Here is a 26,596-nt window from a genome sequence, read left to right as displayed (position 1 = left end):
CCTCGGAAAGTGCGGCTTTTACGGCAGCGAAGGAGGCTTTGGGGCTGCGGTCCAGCGTCTCAAAATCCACGTCTACCAATCCAAACCGTTTTTCATAGCCAAAGGCCCATTCGTAGTTGTCCAGCAAAGACCAGATGAAATACCCCTTTACGGGCACATCCGCATCCAAAGCCTGTTGCACCGCCGTCAAGTGATCGTCCAGATAGGCGATGCGCTCATCATCCTGCTGGCGCTCGGCGCTCGCCATGCCGTTCTCTGTAACATAGATCGGAAGATCACCGGTATAGTCTTCTGCGGTCCTTTTCAGAAATCGGGTCAGGGCGGCGGGGTCGATTTCCCAACCCATCTGAGTTTTGGGCAGAGGGCCGGGCACTTCGGTCAGGCTTGGCCATGCACTGTCTGCCGAGGTGATCAGCTTGCGGGTGTAGTAGTTCAAGCCGCACCAATCAACAGGCGCCCCGATTGTGTCCAAATCATCTTGCCAACCCTCGGGCAAATGAGGCTCCAGTCCCTCCAGCACGTTGTCGGGATAGGCTTTTTTGAACACGCCGCCCAAGAAAAACCGGTTGTAGATCCCGTCATAGAGCGCGGCCGCCTGCTGCGCAGCCGCGCTATCATCCGCAGGCTCCGCCCATTCGAGGTTGAAGACAGCGCCCAGATTGGACATGCCTAGGCTGCGCATTGTTTGAATAGCGCTGCCATGGGCCAGAAGAACATGATGCATCGCACGTGCAGCCGCGCGAATATCACGCAAACCTGGCGCGTGGTGGCCTTCGAAATGGCTGAGCCAGCTGACGCACCACGGCTCGTTGATCGGCGCGACCGAATACATGCGATCTCCGATCCGGCCCATGATCACTTGGGTGAAATCGGCGAACCACCCGGCGATATCCCGATTGCGCCAGCCCCCCAGATCGGCAAGTGCCGAAGGTAGCTCCCAGTGGTAGAGCGTCGCACAGGGGCGGATGCCACGTTCAAGCAGCGCGTCCGCCAGACGGTCGTAATAGTCGAGCCCGGCTTGATTTACATGTCCGCGACCTTCGGGCAACACACGCGCCCAACTGGTCGAAAAGCGATAGCAGTCAAAGCCTGCATCCTGAACCAGATCAAAGTCTTGTTCGAACCGATTTAGGTGATCGCAGGCGAGTGCGCCATTTTCCGCGCCGACGACATTGCCGGGGGTGGCCGCGAAACTGTCCCAATGCGTCCGGCCCGCACCGCCTTGAGCGTGGCCTTCGATCTGGTAGGCGGATGTCGCGACGCCGAACAGAAAGTCGCCGGGGAAGTCGTTGCGTGTGTATTTCATCATCGAACCCCAGTAGGCGCAGGCCCGGTTGACCGCCCGACGACCAACTCGGCCTCAAGCAACCTCGTATGTACCGGTGAAGACGGAGACTTGATCCGCTGGATCAGCATCTCGGCCGCCATTTCGCCAGCGTCCCGAACCGAGGACCGCGTTGCAGTGAAGATCGGCACATCCTGTCCGTTTTTGAGATAGGAAAGATCATCGTCATGGGCGATGACCGAAATATCTCGCCCCATCTGCAGCCCGGCTTCTTCTAGCGCGCGGCGCACGCCTATGGCTGTGATCATCGACGATGCCAGTATCGCAGTCGGAGGTTCCTCGATGTGCAGCATCTGATGGGTTTCCCGGTGACCATAGACTTCGGTCATTTCGGCGCTGCGCATTAAGGCGGCATCCGGCGTCAGCCCGGCCTGCTGCAGGGCGTCCAGATATCCGGCGCGACGGCGTTGGGCAAAGTCCATATCCTCCAGCCCGTTGATCAGGGCGATGCGACGGTGGCCCAGATCAATTAGAAACTGCGTCGCGCGCTGGAACGAACTTTTGTTGTTCACATCAATCCAGTCATATTCGGCCTGCACGCCGGTTGAGCGGCCATGAACGATGAACGGCACCGCCATGCGCGTCAGAACCTCGATCCTTGGCTCGTTGACCTTTGGACCCTGCAGCACGACACCATCGACCGCCCCGCGTTGGAACAGGTTGCGATAGGCCGCCTCGATCGAGGTGTCATCGGCGTTGGTGAACATCATGTCATAGCCATGCTCGGCATATGTTTTTGACGCTCCGGCGACGAAATCGCCGAAGATCGGGTTCACCATTTCATGCCTTGATGAGCTGGGGATGACGTGACCGATGACCATGGACTTGCCCGTCGCCAACCCTTTGGCGCGGCTGTTAGGGCGGTAGCCATGTTTGGCTGCAGCAGCCTCAACCCTCAGACGTGTTTCAGCGTTGACCTCAGGATAGCCGTTTAGTGCCCGGCTGACCGTGGTTTGCGAAAGGCCCAGTGTTTCAGAGAGCTGCTTGAGGTTCATAGGTAGTCAAAGCGCCTTCAAATCGAAGGCTTTACTGGTGAGGTCCTGTTTTGTGCGCCGGCCAACCTGTTGTGATAACAGGCAAGCATGTTTTTCTGACTTATTCGAAAATACGACTCATTGACAGAGTAAAAATGTTAGCGGATAACAATAATCATTCAAAGCGCTTTGAAAAACGTGAAGCGAAGGCGCTGGAGAGTATTGGGAGGAGATTTCATGAAACGCACGCTGTACGCAGGTGTGGCCACGTTTGCCCTGACTGCCGGGGCTGTTGACGCACAGGGTCAAATGATCCACCCCGTTGGAGAGGGCGGCTTTGACTGGGACGGGTTCCAGGCTTTTGCAGACGCTCATGATCTGAGCGGTCAGGACCTCACCATTTTCGGCCCTTGGCTTGCAGGTGAAGGACAATCCTTCGAAAATCTGGTCGCCTATTTCGATGAGGCAACGGGCGCAAACTCCAGCTATGTCGGCTCGGACTCGCTGGAACAGCAGATTTTGATCGACGCAGCAGCCGGATCAGCGCCAAACCTGACGGTTTTCCCGCAGCCCGGATTGGCGGCGAACATGGCCAAGAACGGCTATCTGACGCCGCTTGCCGAAGGATCGGCAGACTGGATCAAGAACAATTTCGCCGCCGGTCAGTCTTGGGTCGATTTGGGAACGTTCGAGAACGCAGACGGAGCCAAGGATTTCTACGGCTTCTTCTTCAACGTGAACGTGAAGTCTCTGGTTTGGTACATCCCTGAGAACTTCGAGGACTTCGGCTATGAGGTTCCGGAGACGATGGAAGAGTTCAAAGCGCTTATGGATCAGATGGTCGAAGACGGTGAGACGCCGCTCTGTGTCGGTCTCGCATCCGGTGGCGCGACCGGTTGGCCGGCAACGGATTGGGTTGAGGACCTGATGCTGCGCACGCAACCGCCCGAGGTTTACGACCAGTGGGTTTCGAATGAGATGAAGTTCGACGACCCGCGCGTGATTGCCGCGATCGAGGAATATGGCAGCTTTACCCGCAATGACGACTATGTGGTTGGGAACGCAGATGACACGGCTGCAATCGATTTCCGCGACAGCCCCAAGGGCCTGTTTGACAGCCCGCCTGCTTGCATGATGCACCGCCAGGCCTCATTCATTCCGGCCTATTTCCCGGAAGGGACAGAGCTGGGCGTGGATGCCGATTTCTTCTATTTCCCGGCCTATGCTGAGAAGGATCTGGGAACACCGGTTCTGGGCGCTGGCACCTTGTTCACCATCACGAACCCAAGTCCGGCGACTGAAGTGTTTATGGAGTTCCTCAAAACTCCATTTGCGCATGAGATCATGATGTCTCAGGACGGGTTCCTGACGCCGCATCTGGGGGCAAACCCCGAGAACTATGCCAATGACACGCAACGCGGTCAGGGTGAGATTCTGACCAACGCCACCACGTTCCGCTTTGACGGCTCAGACCTGATGCCGGGTGCGGTCGGCGCGGGGACGTTCTGGACCGGCATGGTCGACTATTCCTCGGGCGCGAAGGACGCGGCCACTGTTGCAGGTGAAATCCAGTCGTCGTGGGATGCCGCGAAGTAACTGAAGTTATGGGGCGGCTATGCGGCTGCCCCGTTTCCAAACCGACGAGGGCATCATGACACCGGCACTTCAGGGCCTGCTGACCATCATCATCGGTGTGTCGGGTTGCGTGGGCTACTTCTATATCTCGAACCAGTTTCTGGACAAAGTCCTGTTCCCGCCGCGCGGGCCGAATGCAGGGCGCAACATCAACCGCGCGAACATGATCCGGCCCTGGCTGTTCTTGTTCCCTGCGCTCGCGGCGCTTGGCCTCTATCTGGCCTATCCGGTGGTTGAGACGCTGCGTCTTTCTCTCACGGAGCGCGTGCCTGGCGGCGGGTACAGATGGGTCGGTCTGGACAACTACACCCAGATGGCGGCCGAGCCTAAATTCTGGGAAGCCATGCGCAACAACATGTTCTGGCTGATCGTCGTACCCGCAATGTCGACCGGTTTTGGTCTACTCGTGGCGCAGCTGACCGATCGCATCCGCTGGGGCAATTTTGCCAAATCGCTTATCTTCATGCCGATGGCGATTTCCTTCGTAGGGGCCTCGGTGATCTGGAAGTTGGTCTATGACGCGCGGCCGGCGGAACAGGATCAGATCGGCATTCTAAACGCCCTCTACATCTTCTTCGGCGGGACTGAGCCGCAAACGTGGCTGACCGTTCCCTTCTGGAACTCGTTCTTCCTGATGATCGTTCTGGTCTGGATTCAGACCGGATTTGCCATGGTGATCCTGTCGGCTGCCTTGCGCGGCATCCCAGAAGAAACCGTCGAGGCCGCCATTCTGGACGGTGCCAACCCGTTCCAGATCTTCTTCAAGATCAAAGTACCTCAGATCAAAACAACCATTCTGGTGGTCTGGACGACGATTACGATTACCGTCCTGAAGGTCTTCGACATTGTCTTTGCCATGACCAACGGCCAATGGGAGACGCAGGTGCTGGCCAACTACATGTACGACAAACTGTTCCGCGCCAATGATTGGGGGGTGGGGTCCGCCTCGGCCATGGTTATCATGTTGCTGGTGACTCCAATCCTGATCTGGAACGTGCGCAATGCGCGCAAGGAAATGGAGTAGGCCATGAGCGATATTGCAGGAACCAAACCGGCACTGCGCTGGGTCGTCCATGCCTCGGTTGTCTTTCTGGTGGTGCTGTGGGTGATTCCGACCCTCGGCCTGCTGATTTCATCTTTCCGGACCGCGGATCAAATTTCGGGCAGTGGCTGGTGGCGGTCGATCTTTCCGTCCGAGCAGAACCTAACCTTGCGTAGTGCCGCACCTGAAACGCAGGTGCTGGAGAATGGCCTCTATGTGATAGAAGGCCAGCTTTTCGGGGATGACGAGCAGGTGAAGATCTCGAACTGGGGCATCAGTGCCCGTGAGGTTGATGCCTTTGTCCCCGGCGACACCGCCGAGCTGCGTCGAGGCGGCACGATCACCGTTGATGCGGACGGCGCTTACAGGATGGAGAACAGCGAGGAGTTCACCGGAAACCGAGGCGCGCGCGTGTTCGTCACGGCCGAATTGCCGCCGGAATTCACCTTGGACAACTACCGAAAAGTCCTGCTGGATCAGAGCAGTTCGGACAGTATGGCCAAGGCATTTTTCAACACGTTGACGGTGACAATTCCCGCGACAATCATCCCGATCCTTGTTGCTGCATTCGCGGCCTATGCGTTGGCGTGGATGGAGTTTCCGGGCCGTGCGCTGCTGATCGCGGCCGTCGTTGGATTGTTGGTTGTGCCCTTGCAATTGGCGTTGATCCCGCTGTTGAAATTCCACCTGAATATCGGGATTGGCAAAGGCTATCTGGGCGTCTGGCTGGCCCATACTGGCTTTGGTATGCCGCTGGCGATTTACCTGCTGCGCAACTACATGGCCGGATTGCCGCGCGATCTGATCGAGAACGCCCGTGTCGATGGCGCGACCGAGTTCCAGATTTTCACCAAACTGATCCTTCCGCTCAGCTTCCCAGCGCTGGCCTCTTTCGCGATCTTTCAGTTCTTATGGACATGGAACGACCTTCTGGTCGCCAAGGTCTTCCTGATCGATGCGACCGGCCAAACCACTGTGATGACCAACCGCATCGTCGAGCTTTTAGGCACGCGAGGCGGCAACTGGGAAATTCTAGCGACGGCGGCCTTCGTGTCGATCTTTGTGCCGCTGGTCGTGTTCTTTGCAATGCAAAAATACCTGGTCCGGGGCCTGTTGGCCGGATCCGTCAAATAGAGGCGTCTGATGAACGTGCAAAACACTGTAGACCTATCCAACTCAACCAAAGCGCCTTCAGATTGGTGGCGGGGCGGCGTGATCTACCAGATCTATCCGCGCAGCTTTCAGGACAGCAATGGCGACGGAATTGGTGATCTGAAGGGGATCACCCAACGGCTCGACTATATCGCCTCGCTCGGCGTCGATGCGATCTGGATTTCGCCTTTCTTCAAGTCGCCGATGAAGGATTTCGGCTATGACGTGAGCGATTATCGTGATGTCGATCCGATGTTCGGCTCGCTTGAGGATTTCCAAGAGCTACTGGGTCAGGCCCACGCAAAGGGTCTGAAAGTGATGATTGATCTGGTGTTGTCTCATACTTCGGATCAACACCCGTGGTTCAGCGAAAGCCGTGCCTCAAGGGACAATCCGAAGTCCGATTGGTACGTCTGGGCCGACCCCAAACCCGATGGGACGCCGCCGAACAACTGGTTGTCGATCTTCGGAGGATCTGCCTGGCAGTGGGACCCGCGCCGACTGCAATACTACCTGCACAACTTCCTGACATCGCAGCCGGACCTGAACTTCCACTGTGAACAGGTGCAGGACGCGCTGCTGGACGTGGCCCGGTTCTGGCTCGAGATGGGGGTCGATGGCTTTCGTCTGGACACGATCAACTTCTATTTCCACGACAAGCAATTGCGCGATAACCCCGTGCTGCCGGTTGAGGAGCGCAATGCCTCGATTGCGCCCGCAGTGAACCCGTATAACCACCAGAACCACCTCTATTCCAAAAGTCAGCCTGAAAACATCGCCTTCCTGGAGCGACTGAGGGCGCTGACAAACGAATACGAAGGACGCGCCTGTCTGGGTGAGGTCGGTGACGCGCAACGCGGGCTTGAGATCATGGGGGAATACACCTCGGGTGATGCGCGTATGCACATGTGCTATGCGTTCGAGTTCCTAGAAAAACGAGCCTTGACAGCAGCTTACGCGAAACAGGTGTTCGACCAGCTTCAGGCCAAGGCTGGAGACGCTTGGCCTTGCTGGGCGTTCTCGAACCATGATGTTCAACGCCATGCCTCTCGCTGGGACCTCAGCGATGCAGCAGCGCGCCAGCACGCGGTTCTGATGATGTGCCTGCGCGGTTCGGCTTGTCTGTATCAGGGTGAGGAACTGGGACTGCCCGAGGCCGATGTGCCTTTCGAGCGCTTGCAAGATCCTTATGGCGTTGAGTTCTGGCCGGAGTTTAAAGGCCGCGACGGATGCCGGACGCCAATGGTCTGGGCAACTCAGGACGAACAATCGGGCTTTAGCACCGGCGAGCCATGGTTACCTGTCAGTGCCGAGCAATCCGAACGCTCGGTTGATCGTATGGAGGCGGACGACCAATCCATGCTGCATCACTATCGCCGCGCGATTGCTCTTCGACAAGCGCATCCGGCGCTGGCTGCGGGGGCGCAATCAGAGATGGAGCAAGTCGGCCCGGCCCTAGTTTTCCGCCGCGAAAACGCCAGCGAAGAGGTGTTTTGCGCCTTCAATCTGGGGCGCGAAGCGGGGCAGGTCGATCTGCCCTCGGGCAGCTGGCAGGCAATTGGTGAGGACATTGGCAGTGTCACGGGTGAAGGTCGCGTCACGCTGCAACCTGCCGAATTCTGCCTGATGCGCAGGGACAAGGGGTAAGTCATGTCAGAACTCAAACTCACAGATGTGGCGAAATCCTATGGACCGGTTGATGTCCTGAAACACATTGATCTGGATATCGAACAAGGCGAGTTGATCGTCTTTGTCGGCCCGTCCGGATGCGGAAAATCCACTCTGCTCCGGATGATTGCTGGGCTGGAGAAGATCACCGGTGGCACGCTGGAGATCGAAGGTCAGGTCATGAATGACGTGCCGCCCGCGCAGCGCGGCATCGCGATGGTGTTCCAGTCCTATGCCCTCTATCCACATTTGACCGTGCGCGAGAATATGTCTTTTGCGCTTAAGATCGCCAAGCGGCCCGCCTCCGAGATCGACGCTGCTGTTGAGCGCGCGGCGCAAATTCTGCAACTGGACCCATATCTTGATCGTCTACCCAAGGCCCTTTCCGGTGGCCAACGCCAGCGCGTCGCAATCGGGCGGGCGATTGTGAGGGATCCTAAGGTTTATCTGTTTGATGAACCGCTCTCGAACCTCGATGCAGCACTTCGCGTCGCCACGCGGATTGAGATTGCACGCCTCAAAGAGGCGATGCCCGACAGCACCATGATCTATGTGACCCATGATCAGGTCGAGGCGATGACTTTGGCCAGCCGTATCGTGGTTCTGGCCAACAAAGGCATCGCCCAGGTCGGCACCCCGCTTGAGCTATATGAAACCCCGGACAATGAGTTCGTGGCCCAGTTCATCGGCTCGCCTTCAATGAACCTGCTGCCCGGAACAATCACCGGCACTGGGCAGATGACAACGATAGCCCTGGATGGCGGCGGCTCAGCGATTTCTGCGATTCCAACCGGGACGGAAGATGAAGGCAAGCAGGTAAATATCGGCGTCCGACCCGAAGACTTCACTTTGACGAATAGCGACCCGATCTTGAGCGGCGAGGTTGATTTCACTGAAGCGTTGGGTGAGGTGACTCTGCTCTATTTTGCCAAATCCAATGGCGCGGATCAGGTCATCGCCAAACTGCCCGGTATTCAACGGAACCTTCGCGGGCAGCAGGTTTCGGTGACAGCACGGCCGGAAAAAGTGCATCTTTTCCATAACGGTCTGTCCATGCGCAAGTGATTCAGCGCGCGCTGCTTCAAGCCGCTTGACAACTCGTTCAACCCTGTTCAACCATTATTGAAACGTTTCAATGGTGGTAAATGCGGGTTTCTGCACAGCTATACACAGTTCGGAATTGTGATGATCTAAGCGATCAATTGCAATTGGCAGCGGCATGTGGCTATGCAGATGTCGAAACGACGGGGTTGCACGACCTGACGGCGCCTCAGATGGCCCGGATCGTTGCGCAATCTGGTTTGCGGGTCCGTTCGGCGCATTTCGACTGGGAAGAATTCGAGGGGCGTTTACCCGAAATTCAGAACCTTTTGGAACGATTGGAATGCCCGGTTGCCGTCATGCCTTGGCTGGCACCAGAGGCGCGGCCCGACACTGCCGAGGGATGGAAGGCTGTGTCGGGCCAGTTAACACAATGGGCTGCGCAATTGTCCGGCTCGGGCGTTCGGCTGGCCTATCACAACCACGATTTCGATCTGGTCGGTTATCCCTCGCAGACGCCGTTGGAGATGTTCCTGGAAACAGGGAACGTCTTTTGGCAGCCCGATATCGGTTGGCTGGGGGCGGCGAACTTGGACCCTGCCGAGATAATTGGGCGCTATGCCGACCGTGTGGTCTCGGTCCATGCCAAGGACGTGGACCCCAGCCAAGAGGGCGACGCCCGGTGGCGGGATCTGGGGCAGGGCGATATTGACTGGAACGCAGTTCTTGACGCGCTGCATCGTACCGCGTGTTCGGATCTGTTCGTTGAGCATGACGAGTCGCCGAGTCCGGCGACGACGCTGACAATAGGCAGGCGCTTTCTGACCGACCTTTTGAAAGGTCGCAACTAAATGGCCCGCGCAACGATCAAGTCTATCGCCAAGCAGACAGGCTACTCCGTCGGGACCGTTTCCAATGCCTTGCGCGGAGAGGACTCGGTCAAACGCGAAACCCGTGAAGAGATACAGAAAGTGGCCGTGGAGCAGGGTTACAAAGTAAACCTTGCCGGGCTGAAATTGCGCACGAACAAGTCCTACCGGATCGCGGTACTGGTGGGCGTCTCCACCGACGCAACCGAGGAGTGGGAGGGTGTCGAGTTCACCCGAATTGTGGCTGGCATCTCAACCGCCTTGCAGGGGTCACGTTATGAGCTGAGCGTGTGCAGCGTGGCCGATTTGGACGAAGCGATGGCCGCCCTGCGCGCGATCGTACAGGAACGCTCGGCGGATGGGGTGATCTTTTCGGGCACTCGACATAACGACCCGCGTATCGCCTATCTACAAAACCAGAACTTCCCCTTTGTGACCTATGGCATGAGCGACAGTTCTGAACCTCATCCCTATGTCGATTTCGACAGCGAAAGCGCGGCGCACGACGCCACAGAGCGGTTGTTGCGTTTAGGTCATCGGCGGATTGCGCTTATCAACCCACCCGCCGATTTGGTTTACACCGGACAGCGTCAGACTGGTTATGCCGCCGCGCTACAGACGGCGGGCGTGCCCGTTCAACCCGATCTGATCTACAACGGCCCCACAACGGCGCAAAGCGGCCAAGAGGCTTTTCGCAGCCTGATGCAGCGCAAAGACCGCCCGACCGGTATCATTTGCGCCAATGAGGCGATGACATTGGGCGTTTTGTCCGCCGCCGCCGAAGATGGCATCAGGGTCGGGCGCGATGTTGTGGTCATTTCGACCGATGACCTCCAACTCAGCAAGTATTTCGTGCCCGCGCCCAGCGCCTACTACGTGCCGATTGACGAGACCAGCCGGTTGCTGGGCGCGTTCATGTTAAAATCATTGGACGGGGTCGATCCGTCTGAAATTCAAAAGAAGATCAGGGCCACGTTAATCGAGCGGCAACCTGACACACCTCCGCCGAACCCGGCGATTTGACCTGACCCAACAAAGGAGAAACCAAACATGTTCAAACATCTACTTGCCGCGGCAGCCGTTGCCACGATGACGGTCCCGGCCGCTTTTGCCGCCGATTTGGAAGGCCGCGTTCTGAAGATCGGAACAGATGCAACCTATCCGCCGATGGAGACCGTCGATGAGACAACGGGCGAGATCGTGGGCTTTGACGTCGACGTGATGAACGCCATTTGCGAACGCGTGAACTGCGTGCCGAATTTCGTCAACACCGCGTGGGACGGCATCTTCGCAGCCCTTCAGCAAGGTGAGTTCGATCTGGTCATCTCGGGCGTGTCGATCACGCCGGAACGGGAAGAGACCATGGATTTCTCAGAGCCTTATATCGTGGTCAGCCAGGCCATCCTGTTGCAAGTCGACAAGGGTGACACGACCTTGGATGACTTCAAAGCCGGAGGTCTGAAACTGGCCGCTCAAACCGGAACAACCAATGCGCAATTGGCGGAAGAGCTGGTAGGGCGCGAGAATGTCAGCCTCTATGACAACTTCTCGGCTGCTATTCTGGCGTTGCAGAACGCCGACGTCGAAGGCGTGATCATCGACGGAACTTCGGCCACCGCGTATGAGCAGGAGTTCGCGGGTGAACTGACCGTGGGCATAACGGGTCTGCAATCCGATCCGCTGGGCATCGTGTTTCAGGAAGGCGATCCGACCGTCGATGCGATCAACGAAGGTCTAGCCGCAATTCAGCAAGACGGCACTTTGGATGAGCTGAAAGCCAAATACTGGGGCACCAACTGATCCTTTGAACCCCTTCCAGCCCCGGCGGGTTCTGCCGCCGGGGCTTTGACTTAGCGGAGAACCCCATGTCGCGCCTCAGCTCGATCCGCCCGAGCAACCTCGTGTTGCTCGCAGCCGCGCCGTTTATCATCTATCTGTTTGCCACCTCATCCAAATACCTGCGATCTCTGGTCGCCATTCTGGGGATCGGCAACAATGCGGGGCCGATATTCGTGGGGTTCCTGTTGGTCCTTGCGACGGCGATCCTCGGTTATCTTTGCGCCCGCCACACCCGGTTCGAAGCGCAAGCGCCCGCATGGCTTCGGATTTCCGCTTTGGTGGCGTTTCCGGCGGCGGTTGGCCTGTCCATTCTGGCTTTTGTTGCCCCGGATGTCCTGATGCCCTTTGCCGAGTCCGTCTTCTTTCATGCGCTCAGCGAGAATACCTCGACCCTGATTGACCGCTCCAACCAAACCTGGGTTCTGTTTCCCGAAGTAGTGGCACAAGTTCAAAGCGGCCTGCAGATCCTTCTAGCGGTCTATGCCGTGATCGTCGCGCTATGCCTGATCTCTATCCGTTTGGCGAAACCTTTGCGCGGACGCGTGCAGCTTGGGTTCGAAATTCTGACGGGCGCCGCGCTGTTCTACCTGATGTTTATGGCCCATTGGCAATTCGCAACAGGCGTCGCCATCACGTTCCGCGCGGCGATCTTTGCCTATATCTTCGCAGCGATCCTTGGCCTGATCTGGGTCGGGCTTCAGTCATTCAAGCCAAAGGCCCGGACAACGATGGTCTATGGCGCGATCAGTCTGGCGTTGCTTGCAGTATCCACCTTTTTCTTCATGCAGCCCAAAGTCAGCTATGTCCTTGTCGGCAATACCGAGGGCCGTATTGCCATTGTGCGCGGTACCCCTCAGGCGCAGGCCGATGTGATCCGCTTCGGCGAATTCGAAGGCGGCGGCGATCAGCAAGTCCGAATCCGGAGCGCCCCGGACGCTGCATCCGCATTGGAACAGATTGAGACCGTCGACAGCGTCTCGGGCGCGTTTGTTCCGGTTGAGGCCCATACGCAGGGCTATCCGGTGATCTGGCAAACCAGCTTTCTGCCGGACAAGTTCCGAAACCCGGGTCTGGCCTTTGCCGTTTTCGGTTTCCTTTTGCTTACACTGACGGTGGGTGGGGCTCAGCACAAACTGCACCCACTTGCGGTCGGGGCCGAGTTTTTCGTGGACACGATCCGCGGAATTCCGATGCTGGTGATCATCCTCTATATTGGCCTTCCTCTGGCAGGCGCGGTCAAGGATGCCACCGGCGGTGGTATCGACATGACCAACATGACCCGCGGGATCATCGCCATTTCGGTTGGGTATTCCGCCTACATGGCCGAGATCTTCCGATCTGGCATCGAAGCCATACCCAAAGGCCAGCTTGAGGCTGGCAGCTCGCTGGGCCTGTCGCGCTGGCAAACTGCGCGGCTGATCGTGCTGCCGCAGGCCTTGCGGATCGTGACACCGCCGTTGGGCAATGAATTCATCGCGATGATCAAGGACACCTCGCTGCTGTCGATCCTGTCTGTGCGCGACATGACCCAGCGAATGCGCGAGTTCCAGGCCTCTAGCTTCCTGCCCTTTGCACCCTTCAACACGGCGGCGATCCTCTATGTCGTGATTACTCTGGGTTGCGCCAGCTTCCTGAAATGGATCGAGCGGCGAACCGCGAAGGACACCAGATGAGCAAACTTGAGCTAGGGGTTTGCTACTACCCCGAACAATGGGACCCGTCCCAGTGGCGAGACGATGCTGCGCATATGGTCGATATGGGCCTCGATTGGGTGCGGATTGCCGAGTTCACCTGGGGCCTGATCGAGCCCCGGCGCGGTCAGTTCGAGTGGGGTTGGCTGGATGAGGTCATCGGGATTTTGGGTGAGGCTGGCCTGCGGGTCATGATGTCTACGCCCACGGCTTCGCCACCCAAATGGCTGATCGACGAGTACCCGGAGATTTTGCCCGTGGGCCCTGACGGTCGCGTGCGCGGCTTTGGATCGCGCCGGCACTATTGCTTCTCCAGCGATGTCTTCCTTGAAGAGTCCAAACGGATCGCAACCGAATATGCCGGGCGCTATGGTCAAAACCCGCATGTCCACGCGTGGCAGATCGACAATGAATACAATGACCACGACACCGTCCTCAGCTACTCCGACGCGGCTCGCAATGGGTTTCGCCGCTGGCTGCAAGAGCGCTATGGCACGATTGAAGAATTGAACCAGAGATGGGGTACGGTCTTCTGGGGCACGCAGTATTCAAGTTTTGACCAGATCGAGCTACCAAACGGCTTGGTCGCGGCCGCGAACCCGACGCAATCTTTGGATTTTGCGCGTTATTCCTCGGACCGGGTCCGACTGTTCAACAAGGCTCAGGTGGATATTCTTCGGGCGCATTCGCCGGGCCGCGATATCACGCATAACTTCATGGCGGGCAGTTTCGAGTATGATCACCACGCGGTGGCCGCCGATTTGGATATCGTCGGTTTCGACAGCTACCCGCTGGGCAATCTGCTGGGATCATCCCTGTCTGATCAGGACAAGCATCGCTACTTGCGAACCGGGGCACCTGACTATCAGGGGTTTCACTGCGATCTCTATCGTTCGCAGGGACGCGGGCGCATGTGGGTGTTAGAGCAGCAACCCGGTCCCGTCGACTGGGCGGAAAAGAACCCTTCGCCCGCAGATGGAGCGGTCCGGCTGTGGACCTGGGCAGCCTATGCTCATGGTGCGCAGGCGGTGATGCTCTTTCGCTGGCGGCAAGCCAAGTTCGCTCAGGAGCAGTTCCACACCGCGCTTTTACGGTCGGATGGTAGTCTGGATCAGGCAGCGGTTGAGCTGGCGCTGGTGGTGAAGGATCGCGCGGCTTTGCCGCCGGCCAAAAGGCAGAAGGCCCAAGTCGCAATGCTGATCGACTATACGTCGGTCTGGGCGGCGGATATACTGCCGCATGACAATGAGTTTCCCAATGCGAACATCCTGCGAGACTGGTACGCGGCCTTGCGCGGTTTCGGCGTCGATCTGGATTTTGTCGGGCCGGAGGACGACCTCGATGGCTATGCCTTGATCGTTTTGCCGCAGAGCATGATTGTCAGCGACGGGTTGGCCTCAAGACTAAAGACTACCTCAGCGAAACTGTTGATTGGGGCGCGCTCGGGCAGCAAGACGCCAGACATGCACAGCCCGGATAGCCTCGCGCCGGGGGTGTTGAGTGATTTGACAGGTGTTTGCGTTTTGCGAGTCGAGTCCTTGCCCGACCTTGCGGACGAAGCCGTGCAGTTGGGCGAGCAAAACCCGCTGCCCTTCACAGGTTGGCGCGAAATTGTCGAGACGAGCGCAGAAGTTATCGGCCATTTCGCCAGCCGATATCAGAATGGCAGTCCGGCGGTCATGCGCTCGGACCGGGCGACCTATCTTGCGATGGTCCCGAGCGGCACGTTGTTGCGGGACATTTTGCGCGACGTGTTGGATTGGGCTGGGCTGGAGGTCTCCGAAACGCATCACGATTTGCGGCTCACCCAACGCGGGGACCTGCGCTTTGCCTTCAATTTCGGTGATCAAGACCAACCGCTGCCCGTGAACTCAAAGCGCAAGCTCCTGGTCGGAGAAGACCCGGTAGCCGCCCACAGCCTTGCGATTTGGACGGAATAGCGGCGCCCGGTTCAACCCTCCGAGGACGCGCTGTTTTCGAGGACTACAACGTCGCAGCCCGCAATGGTGTGCCCGTTCCACTCAACCGGATCGGCATTGTAGTTGATCAGGAACGTATGCTCGGCCGTTTCCCGAAGCCTCAGGCCCTCGGGCAACGGCTGCAAATTCAGCCCGGTGTGCTCCGCCGCCAGCCCGATGAGACGATCCCAGAGCGCCTCATTCGGGAAACCCGCCAGATACCAAACGCCATCCCCTGTTTTCACGGCTGGAGTCCCATCTTCAAATTGCAAGAGGTCCGCGCCGTCTCCGGACAGACGATCGATCCAGTGCTGCGCCGCTCCGCCCCCCACGACCGGGCGTTTGACATTGGGCGGCAGGGTTTCAACCAGATCGACATGGCAATCGATGCCATCAAGGCCGGGGCGGCCCGACAGAGGGATCTGGAAATCACGGGTGATCGCGCCGCTGCGTGGGCCAAGGATGGCAAGATCGCAGGCCTTTGCCAAACGCGTTTCCAACTCGGCGTCGATTGTGGCCAGACCTGGCGCAAGGATCACCGCGTAACCTTTCGGTAGGTCCTGAGGTGAAACGATGTCAACCGATAGCCCGGCGCGACGCAACGCGCGATAGGCCGAGAATACCAGCCGGAAATAGTCAAAACCTGCGCCCTGCGGCTGCGTGGTCCACGCCCAGTCCGAAGCATAGTCGAACAGGATCGCAACCTGCGCCTGTTTCTGGTGCACCGGTCCGATGGCCTTCAATTCATCCGCCGTCTGGCGTGCCTCGGCCAGACCGGGGGCCGCGCGGCTGTCCGGTGTCAGCAATCCGGCGTGCATCTGCTCTTGCGCAAATGGTGCTTGGCGCCAGCGGAAATAGCTGACCACCTCGGCCCCGTGGGCCACGGCCTCAAGCGACCAAAGCCGGACCATGCCGGGCAGGGGGGCGGGGTTGAACGGGGCCCAGTTCACGGGGCCCGGCTGTTGCTCCATCACCCACCAACGACCTCGGCCAACCGCGCGATAGAGGTCGTGGTGAAAGCCCTGCATATCCGGATCGCCCTGTTGCAGGAATCTGGCCTTGTGTTCGGCATCATCCTCTAACCGGTCCGACAGAAACCCGATGGGATAGCTATCCCAGGTGGCGATATCGAGGTCCGCACCAACATCGAAATGGTCGAACTCAAGCACACGTCCCATGTAGTTATGCGACAGCGGCGCATCGGTCAGCGGGCGCAACACTTCGGCTTGAGCCTTGTTGAACGCCGCCACCTGGTCTGAACTAAAGCGTCGGAAGGCCAGAACATGGGCCGGGTTCGGCTCGGTCACGGTCAGGTTTGGCAGGTCGATCTGGTCAAAGTGGTCGTATTCCATCGACCAGAATACATTGCCCCAAGCCTCGTTCAGGGCGCCGATACTGCCATATTGATCCGCCAACCAAAGACGAAACGCCTTTAGCGCCGGGGCGCTGTAGCTGATCGTGGTGTCGTGGCAACCGTATTCATTGTCGATTTGCCAGGCGGCGACGTGTGAATTGCGGCCATAGCGTTCGCCAAAGATCCGGGCGATGCGGACGCACTCGTCGACATAGCCCGCATGGCTGAAGCAATAGTGCCGACGTGACCCGAATTTGCGCGGTTGACCTTGGGCGTCGACGGCCAGCATATCGGGGTGTTTGTCCAGCATCCAGCGTGGAGGCGTCGCTGTGGGTGTCCCCATAACCACCTTCAAACCGGCCGATCCCAGGACCTCGACCGCGCGATCCAGCCAGTCGAATTGCAGATCGCCGGGGGAGGGTTCCAAACGGCTCCAGGCGAATTCGCCGATGCGCACCCAGCTCAGGCCCGTTTCGACCATGCGCGCGGCATCTTCGGCCCAAACAGCCTCGGGCCAGTGTTCGGGGTAGTAGCAAACGCCGAGTTCGGGGGTCATAGAAGGACTCTGTGTTCCGGTTGGCCCTGGCCAGCGTTCAGTTCGGCAAAGGTCATTCCGTTCGTGGGTTGGGTTTCAAGCGTTTCCGCGCTCAGCCCTTGGCGGGCGGTTGTGCAGAACAGTGTCGTCAGGTCGTCTCCGCCAAAGGCGGGGCAGGATGTATGGGCGGCGTCAATGGTGACCGCGCGCAGGAACTTGCCCGTCGGATCATAGGCCGCGACCCGGCTCGCCCCCCATTGAGCGATCCAGACGTTCCCGGCGGTATCAACCACCGCGCCATCCGGGTTCAAACCGTCTTCGTTCAGATCCAGAAAGACCGAAGGCTCTCCTTCGGGCCAGCCAGTTTCGGAGTTCAGATCCCACCGCATGACCTGTCGTGTCGCTGTGTCTGCGTAATAGGCGCAGGATCGGTCCGGAGCGAAACAGATCGCGTTTGAGATGGAGATACCCGGCACCAAACGGCGCAATTCGCCCTTGTAGAACCGGTAGATTGAACCGGCGCCAGGTTCCGCGCTTTTGCCCATCGTCCCGATCCAAAACCCGCCCCACGGATCGGCGCGACCGTCATTCGAGCGGGTGACGGGATTTTCAGCCTCTAGCGGGGCAATCAATGATTTCTCGCCCGTGGCCAGCGAAAATCGCCACAACCCGGTTTCTGAGGCCATCAGCAGAGTATCACGGTCCACCCAGCCTGCGGCCGAGACATATTCGTCGAAGTCCCAGCTTTTCTGCGCCTCGCCCTCACGGGTCAGTAGGCGTTTGCCGAGGATATCGAACCACAACAACTGCTTCCGCTCGGGATGCCAGAGGGGACCTTCGCCCAGCATACAAGGGCGGTCGTCGAAAGTGACGCTCATGCAACGGCCTCGTCATAGGCGGCTACGATCCGGATGGCGCGTTCCGAGATTTCTGCGATCTCCATGTCCGGCTTGAACAGGGCCGAGCCGATGCCGAACCCGTCCGCGCTGGCTGCGATCCATTCGTCGAAGTTGTCTGTACCCGCGCCGCCAACCGCGAAGACCTGCGTGCCCGCAGGCAAGACCGCCCGCAACGCTGACAGACCTGCGGGGCCTGCCAAGGAGCCGGGGAACAGCTTCAAACCGGTTGCACCCGCTTTGAGGGCCGAAAAGGCCTCGGTCGGGGTGAAGATGCCCGGCCAGGATTGCAGCCCCAGTTCACGGCTGCGCCGGATCACATCAGGATCGGCATTGGGCGAGACAATCAGCTTGCCGCCCACATCCCGCACGGCCTCAACCTGTTCAGGGGTCAGCACCGTGCCCGCGCCGATCAGGGCGCGATCGCCGAACGCCTCGACCAGAATCCCGATGCTCTCAAGAGGATCCGGAGAGTTCAGCGGCACCTCGATCCGGTTGATCCCGGTTTCGATCAGAAGTCGACCGACTTTCTCGGCGTACGAGGGGGTTAACCCTCGCAGAATGGCAATAATAGGGCGGCTCATACGGTTTCTCTTGTCATATTGCGGGCCTTGTTCAGCCCGGCCAGAGTGGATGTGGTGGCGTCGGCCATCTCGACAAAGGCGCCTTGCGGTTGCAGAGCTTTCGCGTATGCGGCCGATAGACCCTCGGCCCCGATGATCGCGATCTGCTGACCCAGCCAATAGGGGCGTGAGGCCGCAAGTTCCGCCCCAATCAACAACCCGGACAATCGCGCACGGGCCGTGCTGCCATCCTGTCCGTGCAGCAAATCTGCGGCACGCAGGCTGAACAGACGGGCGGCGAGCTGTTCGGGTTTGGACAGAGTATCCTCAACGGCCTCAGTAAACGCGGTCTCGTCCCAGCCTTCACTTACCGAGTGCCGAAGGACCGATTGACCACGTAGGAGGTCGAACAGCTCTCCGGTCATGAAGGTGCGGAAGCTGACGACCTCATTCGCGCTGACCTGCACCCATTTCGTGTGGGTGCCGGGCAAGCAGATCACGCCGTCCCAATTGGGATGTGTATCCAGAAATCCTGCGATCTGCGTTTCTTCGCCGCGCATCACGTCAGGCGGGGACACCTGTTTCAAACCGGGCACGACAAAGGCGCGGATCCGAGGATCGGTGGCAGGCACGCGGATCGGAACGCCCTTCACAGGCGCGGTTGGAACGGCGGCATAGGGTGCTTCGACCCATCCCTGACGAGCACCGACCATCCCGCAGGCGACGACATCGACAGGGGCACTGCCCAACCAGCCTTCGATCAGTGCCAACAGGGCGTCCTCAAATCGGCCCTTGGAGACGCGCGCCATGCCCATGTCCGACTGGGCTTGGTCAATAGGAGACGCACCCTCCATCGCCCAGACGCGCAAGTGCGAAGTGCCCCAGTCCGCTGCGATCCATTCTGGTTTCATCGTTCTACCCCGTTACCACGACGCCACCATCGGCAATCATGCATTGTCCGGTCATGGCGCGGCTGGCGTCTGAGGCCAGAAACAAGGTGGGTCCGATCATGTCGTCGGGCTTTAGATGTTCTTTAAGGCATTGGCGATCCAAATGTGCGGCGAGGTCTTCGGGCGTGGCCCACATGTCCATCTGCTTTTGCGTCAGAACCCAACCGGGAGCCAGCGCGTTGACGCGGATGCCTTTCGGACCAAGCTCGCGCGCCAGCGAGCGGGTCATCCCGGTAATCCCTGCGTTCGAGGTCGTGTAAATCGGATAGCCCGCGTTGCCCATCATGTAGCTGATCGAACTGAAATTGATGATCGAGCCGCCATTCTCCATCTGCCGCGCCGCTTCCTGACAGGCGAAGTAGTAGGCCTTCAGGTTAACCTCGATCATCCAGTCCCAGAATTCAGAGGTTGTCTCTTCCAGAGAGTGGCGCTGATCGTTGGCGGCGTTATTGACCAGCACTTTGATTGGTCCATGGGCCTCGGCGGCCTTTTGCATGGTGGCGTGCAACAGTTCCGTATCGGTCATATCGCCCTGCATGAACAGGGGCGCGCGGCCGTGTTTGGCACGCATTTCTTCCACGAAGGCGCTTGCGTCCGAGCGGCCGATAAAGGCCACGTTGGCCCCTTGCGCCATGAACCCGTCGGTCAGCGAAGCGCCAACGCCCGAGCCACCACCGGTGATATAGACTGAGGCCCCTTTGAGGTCTTGGAATACAGCAGGTTGGTCCATTAGTGGCTCTCTCTTGTAACGAGGCGTGTGTCTTTGCCGACAAGGAAATCAAGGTCAGCGCCCTGATCGGCTTGCAGCACGTGGTCGATGTAAAGTCGGGCGTAACCGCGCGTGTAATGCGGCGCCTCCGGCTGCCAAGCCGCGCGGCGAGTGTCGAGTTCTGCCTCATCGACCAGCAGCTCAAGCTCTCCCTTGCTGGCTGAGACGCGGATGCGGTCGCCGGTCTTGACCAATGCCAATGTGCCACCGGCCTGCGCCTCGGGGCTGACGTGCAGGATGACAGTACCGAAGGCGGTGCCGGACATGCGCGCGTCCGAAATGCGGATCATGTCGCGCACGCCTTCTTTCACCAGTTTCGCCGGGACCGGCATGTTGCCGACCTCGGGCATGCCGGGATAGCCCTTGGGTCCACACCCTTTGAGAACCAGAATGGTCTCGGCCGTCACAGGCAGGTCTTCGCGGTCGATATTGGCCTTCAGGTCTTCGATGCTTTCGAAAACAAAGGCTTCGGCTTCGGTTTCCAGCAACTCATCCGTCGCTGCCGAGGGTTTCACGATGGCTCCGTTCGGGGCAAGGTTACCGCGCAGAACGCGCAGACCGGCTGCGGGCTTCACCGGGTCACCGAAGGGCCTGATCACGTCGCGATTGTAGCACTCTGCCCCCTCGTAGTGAGCCGAGATATCTTTGTTCAGAACCGTTTTGGCAGGGCGCAAGAAAGACTTGAGTTCATTCAGCACCGCGGGCACGCCACCGGCATAGCAGAAATCCTCCATCAAGTATTTGCCAGAAGGCATGCAGTTGACCAGCAGGGGAATTTCAGATCCGATCTCAAAGTCTTTTAGCGTCAGATCGACACCAACTCGACCCGCCAGCGCTAGCAGGTGGACTACGGCGTTGGTCGAGCCACCCACAGCGGCATTGGCCAGAATGGCATTCTCAAATGCTTCCTTAGTCAGGATGTCCGAGGGTTTGAGGTCTTCGTCTACCATCTCGACAATCCGTTTGCCGGTCAGGTGTGCCAGCGCCATGCGCCGTGCGTCAACGGCGGGCAGGGCGGCGTTGGTGGGCAGGGACATGCCCATCGCTTCGACCAGCGAGGCCATGGTCGAGGCCGTACCCATCGTCATGCAAACCCCGGCGCTGCGCGACATTCCGGATTCAGCGTTCATGAAATCCTGCAGGGTCATCTCGCCCGCACGGACCTCTTCCGAGAACTTCCAGACATCGGTGCCCGATCCGATATCCTTGCCCTTGAACTTGCCGTTCAGCATCGGCCCGGAACTGACCACGATTGAGGGCAGATCGACCGAGGCCGCGCCCATCAGCTGCCCTGGCGTGGTCTTGTCACATCCGCCCAGCAGAACAACGCCGTCAATGCCGTAGGCGCGGATGGATTCCTCAACATCCATGGCCAGCAGATTGCGGAACAGCATGGCGGTGGGCTTCATCTGGGTCTCGCCCAGCGACATGACCGGGAATTCGACCGGGAAGCCCCCAGCCTCCCACACACCGCGTTTCACGCCTTCGGCCAGATCGCGCAGGCCCGAGTTGCAGGGCGTCAGTTCCGACCAGGTGTTGCAGATGCCAATGATGGGCCGCCCATCAAAGGCATGATCGGGGAAGCCTTGGTTTTTCATCCAGGAACGGTGGATGAACCCGTCTTTGTCGAGTTTTCCGTACCAATGCGATGAGCGGCGTTTCTTTGTCATTCTGGCTTTGGATCTTTGGCTTGGGCTGGAATTGAGGTTCGTGATGAATTGAAGATCATGCGGCGCGAAGTGGGCGGCACCAGTCGGGCAGCCAGTCCGAATGCGCGGTCAGAAGGTCCGTGACAAGGCTGCGGATTTGGCGCAGGTCCAGTTCGGCCGCGGTATGCGGATCCATCATGGCGGCATGGTAAATGTATTCGGCGTTTTGCTCGGTCAGCGCCCGGACGGTTAGCTCTTGCACGTTGATTTGGGTGCGCATCAGCGCCACCAGTTGCGGCGGGATGTCGGTAACGACCGAGGGCTGAACGCCGTTTGAATCGACCAAACAGGGGGTTTCCACCGCAGCGCCCAAGGGCAATTGCGGAATCTGACCCGTGTTGGGCAGGTTTCCATAGGCCGTATAGGGCGTGTCCGTGACGACGGCGTTCATCAGATCCGCCGCGAATTCGTGGCTGCGAATAACCGAGACATCGCGCCCGTCTGTCAGTGTCTTAGCCTGTTCTTTCCAATCCGCGACCTGCTCGACACAGCGGGTTGGGTATTCATCCAGCGGGATCGAGAATTGCTCAATCAGGTCTTGCCGCCCGTCCTTGATGAACCACGGCACATATTCTGCCAGATGTTCCGAACTCTCGGTGCAGAAGTAGCCCAAATGGTCCATCACCTCGTACCGCACCTTATTGGGGCAGCGTGGCATCAACAGAGGTGGTTTCGGCAGAGAACCATGGGCATAGCCCCGGCGCAAGGCGGGATACAGGTCGCGGCCCTGATGATCCAGCCGCAGGAAGAAAGCCACATGGTTCACGCCTGCGACCTTGTAGCGGATCTCATCCTTGGGCAGGTCCAGATCATGGGCAAGTTCTTCGACTGTATTCTGGACCGAATGGCACAGGCCGACATGTTTCAGGTCCGGGAATTGCTCGGCCAGAGCCCAGGTGTTGATCGCCATCGGATTCACATATTGCAACAGCGTCGCGTTGGGGCAGAGCTGCATCATATCCTGTGCCACGCCCCACAGAACTGGAACGGTGCGTAGCCCGCGCATGATCCCTCCGATCCCGAGCGTATCTGCGATGGTCTGGCGCAACCCGTATTGCTTGGGGATCTCGAAATCCGTCACCGTGCAGGGTTCATACCCGCCGACCTGAAAGGCAGTGATGACGAAATCAGCCCCCTCCAACGCCGCGCGGCGGTCGGTGTGGGTGGTCACCGTTGCTCCGGTGCCGACCGAACGGATCATGGCCCGCGCTACGGTTTCGCTTTCGGCCAGACGCTGCGGGTCGATATCCATAAGCGCGAAATGGCTGTCGGCAAGCGCAGGGGTCAGCAGCGCATCGCCCACGATATTGCGCATGAAGATCGTGGAACCCGCGCCGATAAAGGTGATTTTGGTCATTTTGCAAAACTCTCGTTTGGCGTTATTTAACAGCTCCAAGGGTCAAACCCGCGATGAAGTGTTTCTGCATCAAGAAGAACATGGCCACCGGCGGCAAGGCGGCAACGAGGGAGCCCGCGCTCATCAGTTGATATGCCGCGCGGTACTGCGCGTTGAAACTGGTGATCCCAGCGGTCACAGGTTGGCTTTCGGCCCCTTGTGTCAGGACCACGGCCCAGAAATAGTCGTTCCAGATGAAGGTGAAGATCAGCACGCTCAGCGCCGCGATGGCGGGTTTCATCAGGGGAAGGACCACGTACCAGAAGATACGGACCTCGCTGATGCCTTCGACCCGGGCGGCTTCGATCAGCTCAAAAGGCAGCGCGCGGATGAAATTTCGCATGAACAGTGTACAGAACCCGGTCTGGAACGCGATGTGGAACAGGACCAGACCGGTTTTGGTATTGTAGAGGCCAAGCTCCAAAGTCAGGTCGCGGACCGGAACCATAAGGATCTGGAACGGGACAAAGTTGCCCGCCACGAACATGAAGAAGATCCACAAGTTCGACTTGAATTTGTAGATCCCCAGCGCGAACCCTGTCATGCAGCTGAGTGCAACCGCTCCGATCACCGTTGGGATTGTGATCAAGAACGAGTTCAGCAGATATCGCGGCATGTCCGAGTTGAAGAAGACCTGTCCATAGTTGACCGCGCCTTCAAATCGGGACGGCAAGCCCCAGTAGTTTGCGTTGGTGAAATCCGCCTCTGGCTTGATTGAGAACAAGGCAACTGCAAGCAAGGGGCCGAGCCACAGCAGCAGGGCAATGGGCAGCATGGCCTGATAGGTGATCTGTGCCGCGCGGGGTTGTTTTTCGATGGGTTTGGGAAACATCTCAGTGCCCCCTTTCTTCGCGGTACATCGACCACAGGAAGTAGGCGATGAAACACAGCATGATGAGGAACAGGATCACAGCGATGGCGGCGCCATATCCCATGCGGAAGCCGTATTCGGACAGGGCGACCTCGAACATGTAATAGGCTAGCACGCGCGACGACCCGAACGGCCCGCCCTGCGTCATGATCGAGATCAGGTCGAAGGACCGCAGAGCGCCAATGATTGTCACGACAAAGGCGATAAACGTGGCGGGGCGTAGTTGCGGCAGGATGATGTGCCACAGCATCCGCCCTCCCTTTGCACCGTCCAGACGTCCAGCCTCGATCTGTTCGGGGTCCACGGCGTTTAGGCCGGTGAGATACAGGATCATGCAATAGGCCGTCTGCGGCCACAGGCCAGCGACGATGATGCCGTAAGTGACCAGTTTTTCATCTCCCAGCACATTCAGCGGGCCAAGACCAAAGAAACTGAGGAATTCGTTCAGTAGCCCGAATGTCGGATCGTAGAACCATGTGAAAACCAGCCCGACAACGACCTGAGAGATCACGAACGGAAAGAAAAATAGAGACTTGTAGAGTCGAATGCCCCAGACCGTCTGATTCAGGAACAGGGCGATGAACAGGCCCGCGGGGATCGCTGCGAGATACAGGATCAACCAGATCAGGTTGTTCTTGAGCGAGATATAGAATGCATCGCGATCCACCCACTCCCAATAGAGGTCCTCGTAGTTGCGGAAACCAACATATTCAGCAGCGCCCAGCCCATCCCATTCATAAAGTGACAGGTTGAAGGACTGAAAGACCGGGATGATCACATAGACCATGAAGAACAACAGGCCCGGCGCAAGAAAGAGCCAAGGCGCGATGCGTTGTTGGTTGCGATGGAACCAGCTTTCCTGTTCCGGTGTGTCGACGGCTGACATGGGCTATCTCGGATCTGGGGGCGAAGGCGAGCTTCAGCTCGCCTTGCAATTGAGGAAGGCGTAGGCCGGGTTTTCACCCGGCCCCTGCCAGATCAGTTGTTGTAGATACGGCTACGAGCGCGTTCCAGTTTGGCTAGAATCTTGTCCAGATTGTCGGGCTTGACCATGAATTCCTGGAAGCCTTCCATCGAGACCTTGGCCATTTCAGCTGGTGCGTCACGATCCCAGAACTGTGCGACACCACCGGGGCTGTTCGAGGACAGCATGGCGAACCCTTGCTGCAGGAACTTGTCGTCATCCACCGAGGATTGCGCGTTGACCGGAAGCTGGCCCAGGTTGGAACCGTTGTTGATTTCGGTCTGAACGTCCGGAGACACGACGAAGCGCAGGAACTCACGCGCGGCTTCCTTGTTCGACGCGTTGGCCGGGATGTGGAACGTATCGGTCGGCGCATCCTCGGCCAGTTCAACATCGGGGTTGATCGCGACGAACTGGTAGAAGTCCAGCTGATCGTCGCTCAGACCCGCTTCGCGCAGAGGTGCAACAGCGAAGTTGCCCATCAGATAGGCGGCGGCGTCTCCGTTCACCATGAAGGGCAGGGCTTCCTGCCAGCTATAGGTCTGGTGGTTGTCGATGAAGGCACCCATGTCGACCAGCTGCTTCCAGTTGGCGAAGGTCTGCTTGACGCGATCGTCTTCCCAGCTGATTTCGCCATTGGCGAGCTGGTTGTGGAAGTCGAACCCGTTGGTGCGCATGTTCAGATAGTCGAACCAGCCACCGGCGGTCCACAGGAACTTGGTCCCGATGGTATAGCAGGCGCGGCCCGAGGCGACGATCTTCTCGCAGTTCGCGAGCTCTTCTTCCCAGGTGGTCGGCTCGGTCAGGCCAAGCTCATCAAAGATGTCTTTGCGGTAGTAAACGCCCCACTGATAGTAGGTATAGGGCACGCCCCACTGCTTGCCATCAAGGGTCATTGCACCTTTGGTCGAGGCCAGATTCTCGGCGATCTCCGGCTCGGCCCACAGGTCCGAAACGTCTTCGAACAGACCCGCCTCAACATAAGGCTTCATGCGGTTTGCGGCATACCATGTAGCAACGTCCGGCGTGTCAGCCGTCAGGAAGTTGCGGATCTGCGTCTTATACGCCTCGCGGTCGATCACTGTGGTTTCGATGGCCAGATCCGGGTGCTGAGCCTGAAACTGTTCGATCATCGCTTCCATCGTCGCACGCGGCGCCGGGTTCGAGGTGTCAAGAAAGATGCGCAGTTCGCCGGTCAGTTCGGCGGCAACGGGTGCAGCTAGTGCCACACTCGCCGCCAGTGCGGCAGCGGTGCGCTTGAACATGGAATGCATGGTGTCCTCCCTTAGCTTCCATTTTAGTTCCAAATAGTGAAACCGTGTTTTATATATTGAAAACTACACATCGACTCGGCTAGTCTTGTCAAGACCCTCGT

General features: G+C 58.7%; 21 protein-coding genes and 1 pseudogene. 10 read left to right on the top strand and 12 right to left on the bottom strand.

All coding sequences use genetic code 11. The annotated features are described in order from the left end of the window. Positions 1–4: 4 nt before the first annotated feature. Together ACR0KL_RS05495 and ACR0KL_RS05490 are read right to left on the bottom strand one after the other, a co-directional pair. A pseudogene (locus ACR0KL_RS05495) lies at positions 5–1,306 on the bottom strand (GH1 family beta-glucosidase); the annotation flags it as partial. Next, the gene (locus ACR0KL_RS05490) at positions 1,306–2,340 is read right to left on the bottom strand and encodes a substrate-binding domain-containing protein (RefSeq protein WP_170679947.1); all 1,035 of its coding nucleotides are present in this window, start codon (positions 2,338–2,340) and stop codon (positions 1,306–1,308) included. The pseudogene ACR0KL_RS05495 and the gene ACR0KL_RS05490, both read right to left, overlap by 1 nt. Positions 2,341–2,556: 216 nt before the next feature. Between ACR0KL_RS05490 and ACR0KL_RS05485 the strand changes: the two genes are divergently transcribed. The 10 genes from ACR0KL_RS05485 (at position 2,557) to ACR0KL_RS05440 (ending at position 15,196) form a co-directional block, all read left to right on the top strand. Continuing rightward, complete coding sequence (locus tag ACR0KL_RS05485; protein ID WP_170679949.1) at positions 2,557–3,915, top strand: ABC transporter substrate-binding protein; 1,359 nt, start codon at positions 2,557–2,559, stop codon at positions 3,913–3,915. Between the two features lie 55 nt (positions 3,916–3,970). After that, on the top strand, positions 3,971–4,978 hold the full coding sequence (locus ACR0KL_RS05480; protein WP_170679951.1) for a carbohydrate ABC transporter permease: 1,008 nt from the start codon (positions 3,971–3,973) through the stop codon (positions 4,976–4,978). A 3-nt stretch (positions 4,979–4,981) separates the two neighbouring features. Beyond that, positions 4,982–6,130, top strand: coding sequence for a carbohydrate ABC transporter permease (locus ACR0KL_RS05475; RefSeq protein WP_170679953.1), 1,149 nt, complete (start codon positions 4,982–4,984; stop codon positions 6,128–6,130). Positions 6,131–6,139: 9 nt separating this feature from the next. Continuing rightward, complete coding sequence (locus tag ACR0KL_RS05470; RefSeq protein WP_170679955.1) at positions 6,140–7,795, top strand: alpha-amylase family glycosyl hydrolase; 1,656 nt, start codon at positions 6,140–6,142, stop codon at positions 7,793–7,795. Between the two features lie 3 nt (positions 7,796–7,798). Further along, positions 7,799–8,881, top strand: a complete 1,083-nt coding sequence (locus ACR0KL_RS05465; protein WP_170679957.1) for a sn-glycerol-3-phosphate ABC transporter ATP-binding protein UgpC — start codon at positions 7,799–7,801, stop codon at positions 8,879–8,881. Between the two features lie 80 nt (positions 8,882–8,961). Beyond that, a complete protein-coding gene (locus ACR0KL_RS05460; RefSeq protein WP_170679959.1) occupies positions 8,962–9,708 on the top strand; it encodes a sugar phosphate isomerase/epimerase family protein in 747 nt (248 codons plus the stop codon). Continuing rightward, entirely contained in the window at positions 9,709–10,749 is a 1,041-nt protein-coding gene (locus ACR0KL_RS05455) for a LacI family transcriptional regulator (protein WP_170679961.1), read from the top strand. Between the two features lie 27 nt (positions 10,750–10,776). Beyond that, a complete protein-coding gene (locus ACR0KL_RS05450; RefSeq protein WP_419740815.1) occupies positions 10,777–11,526 on the top strand; it encodes a basic amino acid ABC transporter substrate-binding protein in 750 nt (249 codons plus the stop codon). Between the two features lie 65 nt (positions 11,527–11,591). Beyond that, positions 11,592–13,238 (top strand): amino acid ABC transporter permease, encoded by a 1,647-nt coding sequence (locus ACR0KL_RS05445; RefSeq protein WP_170690534.1) that lies wholly within the window; start codon positions 11,592–11,594, stop codon positions 13,236–13,238. Continuing rightward, entirely contained in the window at positions 13,235–15,196 is a 1,962-nt protein-coding gene (locus tag ACR0KL_RS05440) for a beta-galactosidase (RefSeq protein ID WP_480776707.1), read from the top strand. The genes ACR0KL_RS05445 and ACR0KL_RS05440 overlap by 4 nt, the downstream gene beginning before the upstream one ends. A gap of 11 nt (positions 15,197–15,207) precedes the next feature. On the opposite strand, the gene ACR0KL_RS05435 is transcribed toward ACR0KL_RS05440, so the two are convergent. The 10 genes from ACR0KL_RS05435 to ACR0KL_RS05390 all read right to left on the bottom strand — a co-directional run bounded on the left by ACR0KL_RS05435 (position 15,208) and on the right by ACR0KL_RS05390 (position 26,495). Beyond that, a complete protein-coding gene (locus tag ACR0KL_RS05435) occupies positions 15,208–17,124 on the bottom strand; it encodes a beta-galactosidase (RefSeq protein ID WP_480776706.1) in 1,917 nt (638 codons plus the stop codon). Further along, positions 17,121–17,981 (bottom strand): SMP-30/gluconolactonase/LRE family protein, encoded by an 861-nt coding sequence (locus tag ACR0KL_RS05430; protein ID WP_170679969.1) that lies wholly within the window; start codon positions 17,979–17,981, stop codon positions 17,121–17,123. Before ACR0KL_RS05430 ends, ACR0KL_RS05435 begins: the two co-directional genes overlap by 4 nt. After that, positions 17,978–18,583 carry a 2-dehydro-3-deoxy-6-phosphogalactonate aldolase gene (locus tag ACR0KL_RS05425; RefSeq protein WP_170679971.1) on the bottom strand — a complete coding sequence of 202 codons (606 nt, stop codon included), beginning with the start codon at positions 18,581–18,583 and terminating at the stop codon, positions 17,978–17,980. Before ACR0KL_RS05425 ends, ACR0KL_RS05430 begins: the two co-directional genes overlap by 4 nt. Next, positions 18,580–19,473 carry a 2-dehydro-3-deoxygalactonokinase gene (locus ACR0KL_RS05420; RefSeq protein ID WP_170679972.1) on the bottom strand — a complete coding sequence of 298 codons (894 nt, stop codon included), beginning with the start codon at positions 19,471–19,473 and terminating at the stop codon, positions 18,580–18,582. Before ACR0KL_RS05420 ends, ACR0KL_RS05425 begins: the two co-directional genes overlap by 4 nt. Before the next feature lie 4 nt (positions 19,474–19,477). Beyond that, the gene (locus tag ACR0KL_RS05415; protein ID WP_480776705.1) at positions 19,478–20,242 is read right to left on the bottom strand and encodes an SDR family NAD(P)-dependent oxidoreductase; all 765 of its coding nucleotides are present in this window, start codon (positions 20,240–20,242) and stop codon (positions 19,478–19,480) included. After that, entirely contained in the window at positions 20,242–21,951 is a 1,710-nt protein-coding gene (locus tag ACR0KL_RS05410; RefSeq protein ID WP_170679974.1) for an IlvD/Edd family dehydratase, read from the bottom strand. The genes ACR0KL_RS05415 and ACR0KL_RS05410 overlap by 1 nt, the downstream gene beginning before the upstream one ends. Before the next feature lie 55 nt (positions 21,952–22,006). Further along, positions 22,007–23,347, bottom strand: coding sequence for an alpha-glucosidase/alpha-galactosidase (gene melA / locus ACR0KL_RS05405; protein ID WP_170679975.1), 1,341 nt, complete (start codon positions 23,345–23,347; stop codon positions 22,007–22,009). A gap of 22 nt (positions 23,348–23,369) precedes the next feature. After that, on the bottom strand, positions 23,370–24,218 hold the full coding sequence (locus ACR0KL_RS05400) for a carbohydrate ABC transporter permease (RefSeq protein WP_170679976.1): 849 nt from the start codon (positions 24,216–24,218) through the stop codon (positions 23,370–23,372). A 1-nt stretch (position 24,219) separates the two neighbouring features. Then, the gene (locus ACR0KL_RS05395; RefSeq protein WP_170555117.1) at positions 24,220–25,143 is read right to left on the bottom strand and encodes a carbohydrate ABC transporter permease; all 924 of its coding nucleotides are present in this window, start codon (positions 25,141–25,143) and stop codon (positions 24,220–24,222) included. Between the two features lie 92 nt (positions 25,144–25,235). Next, complete coding sequence (locus ACR0KL_RS05390) at positions 25,236–26,495, bottom strand: ABC transporter substrate-binding protein (protein WP_480776704.1); 1,260 nt, start codon at positions 26,493–26,495, stop codon at positions 25,236–25,238. Between the last annotated feature and the right edge of the window lie 101 nt (positions 26,496–26,596).

This window comes from Ruegeria sp. C8, assembly GCF_056537565.1.
Note: the sequence above shows the minus strand (reverse complement) of the source record. Positions and strands in the feature narration are given on the sequence as shown.

Bases quoted from the DNA above. Each gene is read 5' to 3' on its own strand.
- ACR0KL_RS05420 (WP_170679972.1), bottom strand. From the start codon at position 19,473: ATGAAACCAGAATGGATCGCAGCGGACTGGGGCACTTCGCACTTGCGC.
- ACR0KL_RS05425 (WP_170679971.1), bottom strand. From the start codon at position 18,583: ATGAGCCGCCCTATTATTGCCATTCTGCGAGGGTTAACCCCCTCGTAC.
- ACR0KL_RS05445 (WP_170690534.1), top strand. From the start codon at position 11,592: ATGTCGCGCCTCAGCTCGATCCGCCCGAGCAACCTCGTGTTGCTCGCA.
- ACR0KL_RS05475 (WP_170679953.1), top strand. From the start codon at position 4,982: ATGAGCGATATTGCAGGAACCAAACCGGCACTGCGCTGGGTCGTCCAT.
- ACR0KL_RS05390 (WP_480776704.1), bottom strand. From the start codon at position 26,495: ATGCATTCCATGTTCAAGCGCACCGCTGCCGCACTGGCGGCGAGTGTG.
- ACR0KL_RS05435 (WP_480776706.1), bottom strand. From the start codon at position 17,124: ATGACCCCCGAACTCGGCGTTTGCTACTACCCCGAACACTGGCCCGAG.
- ACR0KL_RS05440 (WP_480776707.1), top strand. From the start codon at position 13,235: ATGAGCAAACTTGAGCTAGGGGTTTGCTACTACCCCGAACAATGGGAC.
- ACR0KL_RS05490 (WP_170679947.1), bottom strand. From the start codon at position 2,340: ATGAACCTCAAGCAGCTCTCTGAAACACTGGGCCTTTCGCAAACCACG.
- ACR0KL_RS05395 (WP_170555117.1), bottom strand. From the start codon at position 25,143: ATGTCAGCCGTCGACACACCGGAACAGGAAAGCTGGTTCCATCGCAAC.
- ACR0KL_RS05465 (WP_170679957.1), top strand. From the start codon at position 7,799: ATGTCAGAACTCAAACTCACAGATGTGGCGAAATCCTATGGACCGGTT.
- ACR0KL_RS05410 (WP_170679974.1), bottom strand. From the start codon at position 21,951: ATGACAAAGAAACGCCGCTCATCGCATTGGTACGGAAAACTCGACAAA.
- ACR0KL_RS05485 (WP_170679949.1), top strand. From the start codon at position 2,557: ATGAAACGCACGCTGTACGCAGGTGTGGCCACGTTTGCCCTGACTGCC.
- ACR0KL_RS05415 (WP_480776705.1), bottom strand. From the start codon at position 20,242: ATGGACCAACCTGCTGTATTCCAAGACCTCAAAGGGGCCTCAGTCTAT.
- ACR0KL_RS05455 (WP_170679961.1), top strand. From the start codon at position 9,709: ATGGCCCGCGCAACGATCAAGTCTATCGCCAAGCAGACAGGCTACTCC.
- ACR0KL_RS05460 (WP_170679959.1), top strand. From the start codon at position 8,962: ATGCGGGTTTCTGCACAGCTATACACAGTTCGGAATTGTGATGATCTA.
- melA (WP_170679975.1), bottom strand. From the start codon at position 23,347: ATGACCAAAATCACCTTTATCGGCGCGGGTTCCACGATCTTCATGCGC.
- ACR0KL_RS05450 (WP_419740815.1), top strand. From the start codon at position 10,777: ATGTTCAAACATCTACTTGCCGCGGCAGCCGTTGCCACGATGACGGTC.
- ACR0KL_RS05430 (WP_170679969.1), bottom strand. From the start codon at position 17,981: ATGAGCGTCACTTTCGACGACCGCCCTTGTATGCTGGGCGAAGGTCCC.
- ACR0KL_RS05470 (WP_170679955.1), top strand. From the start codon at position 6,140: ATGAACGTGCAAAACACTGTAGACCTATCCAACTCAACCAAAGCGCCT.
- ACR0KL_RS05400 (WP_170679976.1), bottom strand. From the start codon at position 24,218: ATGTTTCCCAAACCCATCGAAAAACAACCCCGCGCGGCACAGATCACC.
- ACR0KL_RS05480 (WP_170679951.1), top strand. From the start codon at position 3,971: ATGACACCGGCACTTCAGGGCCTGCTGACCATCATCATCGGTGTGTCG.